Raw genomic sequence first — 2,846 nt, forward strand, 5'->3', positions numbered from 1 at the left:
CAGCCAGCACAGCAACCGCGACACCGCCTGGAAGCGCCTGCGCTCACGCCTGTACGACCATGAGATGCGCAAGCGCATGGAAGAGCAGCAGAAGCTGGAAGACACCAAGACCGACGTGGGCTGGGGTCACCAGATCCGCAGCTACGTGCTGGACCAGAGCCGCATCAAGGATCTGCGTACCAACTACGAGACATCGGCAACGCAGAAGGTGCTGGACGGCGATCTCGATCCCTTCATCACCGAGAGCCTCAAGCAAGGCGTTTGATGCCGACCCGTGCCCCGGTGTGATCCACCGGGGCTTTGCTTTGTACTGAACCCCAAGGATGCCCGCCATGATGCGTGAAGGCACTGCCACCCTGATCCGCCGTGAGGACTACACGGCGCCCGCCTTTTGGATCCGCAGCGTCGACCTGACTTTCGATCTGGAACCGGCCAAGACCCTGGTCACCAGCAAGATGCAGGTCGAGCGCAACACGGCCGTGCCGCACGGCCCGCTGCGCCTGCATGGTGAAGAGCTGAACCTGCTGCGCGTGCTGATCAACGGCGAAAGCGTGTCCTTCCGCCAGGAAGGCCATGAGCTGATTATCGAAGGCGCGCCGGACGCCGACTTCGCGCTGGAGATCCGCAACACCTGCGCGCCGGAGAAGAACACCGCGCTGTCGGGCCTGTACACCTCGGGGGGTGGCTTCTTCACGCAGTGCGAGGCCGAGGGCTTCCGCCGCATCACCTACTTCCTGGATCGCCCCGATGTGATGGCGGTCTACACGGTGACCTTGCGCGCCGACCAGACCAAATATCCGGTGCTGCTGTCCAACGGCAATCTGCTGGAAACCGGGACGCTGGACAACGGTCGCCACTTTGCCAAGTGGCATGACCCCTTCCCCAAGCCGAGCTATCTGTTCGCGCTGGTGGCGGCCGATCTGGTGGCGCGCGAGCAGCGCGTGCGCACCCGCGCCGGCAAGGACCACCTGCTGCAGGTCTATGTGCGCCGCGGCGATCTGGAGAAGACCGAGCATGCAATGAACTCGCTGATCGCCTCGCTGGTTTGGGACGAGGCGCGCTTCAAGCTGCCGCTGGATCTGGAGCGCTTCATGGTGGTCGGCGTGTCCGACTTCAATATGGGCGCGATGGAGAACAAGGGCCTCAACATCTTCAACACCAGCGCCCTGCTAGCTTCGCCAGCCACCGCCACCGATGCGGACTTCGGCCGCATTGAGAGCATCGTCGCGCACGAGTACTTCCACAACTGGACCGGCAACCGCGTGACCTGCCGCGACTGGTTCCAGCTTTCGCTGAAGGAAGGCCTGACCGTGTTCCGCGATCAGGAGTTCTCGATGGACATGGCCGGGAGCCCCAGCGCTCGCGCGGTCTGCCGCATCCAGGATGTGCGCGGCCTGCGCGCCATGCAGTTCCCCGAAGACGGCGGCGCAATGGCGCACCCGGTGCGCCCGGACAGCTATGTCGAGATCAACAACTTCTACACCGCCACCGTCTACGACAAGGGCTCGGAAGTGGTGCGCATGTACCAGACTCTGGTCGGCCGCGCCGGCTTCGAGAAGGGCATGGCGCTGTACTTCGAGCGCCATGACGGCCAGGCCGTGACCTGCGACGACTTCGCGCAGGCCATTGCCGATGCCAACCCGGGCTCCGAGCTGAGCAGCCGCCTTGATGCTTTCAAGCGCTGGTACTCGCAAGCCGGCACGCCGCGCGTGCAGGCCCGCGGCCAGTACGACGCCGCCGCCCAGACCTACACGCTGAGCCTGCAGCAGAGCAACCCGCCCTCGCCGGGCCAGGACACCAAGCTGCCGCAGGTGATCCCGGTGGCGCTGGGCCTGCTGTCGCGCGAGGGTCAGACCTTGCCGCTGCAACTGCAGGGCGAAGCTGCGGCTGTCGGCACCGAGCGCGTGCTGGTGCTGGATGCCGCCGAGCAAAGCTTCGTCTTCACCGGCGTGGCCAGCGAGCCTGTGCCTTCGCTGCTGCGCGGCTTCTCGGCCCCGGTGCTGCTGGACGACGGCCTCGCCGACGCCGACCTGCTGGTGCTGCTCAAGCATGACAGCGACGCCTTCAACCGCTGGGAAGCCGGCCAGCGCCTAGGCCTGAATCGCCTGCTGGCGGCCGTGCGCAGCGGCCAACCGCTGCTGCTGGACGAGGCCTATATCGACGCCATGCGCGCCGTGCTCCGCCACCCGGCGCTGGACTCGGCCTTCAAGGCACTGGCGCTGACGCTGCCGGACGAAGCCTACATCGCCGAGCAGCTCGACCAGGTCGACCCGCAGGCCATCCACGCGGCGGTCGAAGCCGCCCAGCAGCAGCTGGCCAAAGCCCTGCGTGACGACTGGGAAGCCGCCTTCGATGCCAACCAGATCCAGGGCGGCTACACGCCCGATCCGGTCTCGTCGGGTAAGCGCGCGCTGGCCAATCTGGCGCTGGCGATGCTGGTGCTGGACGCGACGCGGCGTGGCGACACGGTCTGGCCCGGCCGCGCTTTCCAGCGCTTCAAGGATGCCGGCGACATGACGGTGCGCCTGGGCGCGCTGTCGGCCCTGGTTGGCGCCCATGCCGAGCTGGCGCAGCCCGCGCTGGACCGCTTCCATGCGCTGTTCAAGGGCGACGCGCTGGTGACCGACAAATGGTTCGCGCTGCAGGCGCGCGCGCCCGAGCAGGATGGCAAGACCTTTGCCCGCGTCAAGCAACTGCTGCAGCACCCGGACTTCACGCTGAAGAACCCGAACCGTGCGCGCAGCCTCGTGTCCTCGCTGTGCCTGTTCAACCCGGCCGCCTTCCACCGCAAGGACGCGGCAGGCTATGTGTTCTGGGCCGAGCAGGTGCTGGCGCTGGATGCGATC

At 66.7% G+C, this 2,846-nt stretch carries 2 protein-coding genes; both read left to right on the plus strand.

Annotated elements, in window-relative coordinates; all coding sequences use genetic code 11:
• Positions 1-265, plus strand: a 265-nt coding sequence (locus ACIQ67_RS20435) for a peptide chain release factor-like protein (protein ID WP_397536209.1), incomplete at its 5' end; no start/stop codon positions are given.
• Positions 266-335: 70 nt separating this feature from the next.
• On the plus strand, positions 336-2,846 hold a 2,511-nt coding region (pepN, locus tag ACIQ67_RS20440), incomplete at its 3' end, for an aminopeptidase N (RefSeq protein ID WP_397536210.1).

Origin of the sequence: Roseateles sp. (assembly GCF_044373315.1) — a bacterium.
Lineage (GTDB): Bacteria > Pseudomonadota > Gammaproteobacteria > Burkholderiales > Burkholderiaceae_C > JACDQM01.